The organism is Haloferax sp. Atlit-6N (genome assembly GCF_003383195.1).
Lineage (GTDB): Archaea > Halobacteriota > Halobacteria > Halobacteriales > Haloferacaceae > Haloferax > Haloferax gibbonsii.
In genome coordinates, this window is the sequence record NZ_QEQJ01000355.1 from 1 (window position 1) to 450 (window position 450).

The following is a 450-nucleotide window of genomic DNA, read 5'->3' on the forward strand; positions in this document are numbered from 1 at the left end:
ATGGAGCACGAAATCTCGTTTTCAACGTACGATGCAGGCGAGCTAAACACCATTCTCACCGACCGCGCACAGCGTGCTTTCGTGGATGGTGCATGTGTAGACAGCGCTATTTCAGCGTGTGCTGCCTTCGCCGCGAAAGATGACGGGAGTGCTCGGCAAGCGATTGACCTGCTCCGTGAGGCCGCAGACGCCGCACAAAAAGACGGGTCTACGACGGTTACTGCAGAGCACGTTGAAAGAGTTCGACAACAGGTGAATCGCGGTCAACTTCGAGACAAAATCGATGACCAAACCATGCACGCACAGTTAGTACTTCAGGCCGTTTCCCGCCAACAGCTGGCCGACGACGAGTCAGTGCGGACCAAACGTGTCCAAAAGCGGTACGAAGCCGTCGCAGATGCGTGGGGACACGACCATCTGACCTCATTGAAATCGATTCAAAATCACCTT

General features: G+C 54.7%; 1 protein-coding gene. It reads left to right on the top strand.

The genetic code is table 11. From position 1 onward, the window contains the following. Nucleotides 1-450 (top strand): Lon-insertion domain-containing protein (locus DEQ92_RS24330; RefSeq protein ID WP_342764762.1); only part of this gene is annotated, 450 nt, incomplete at both ends.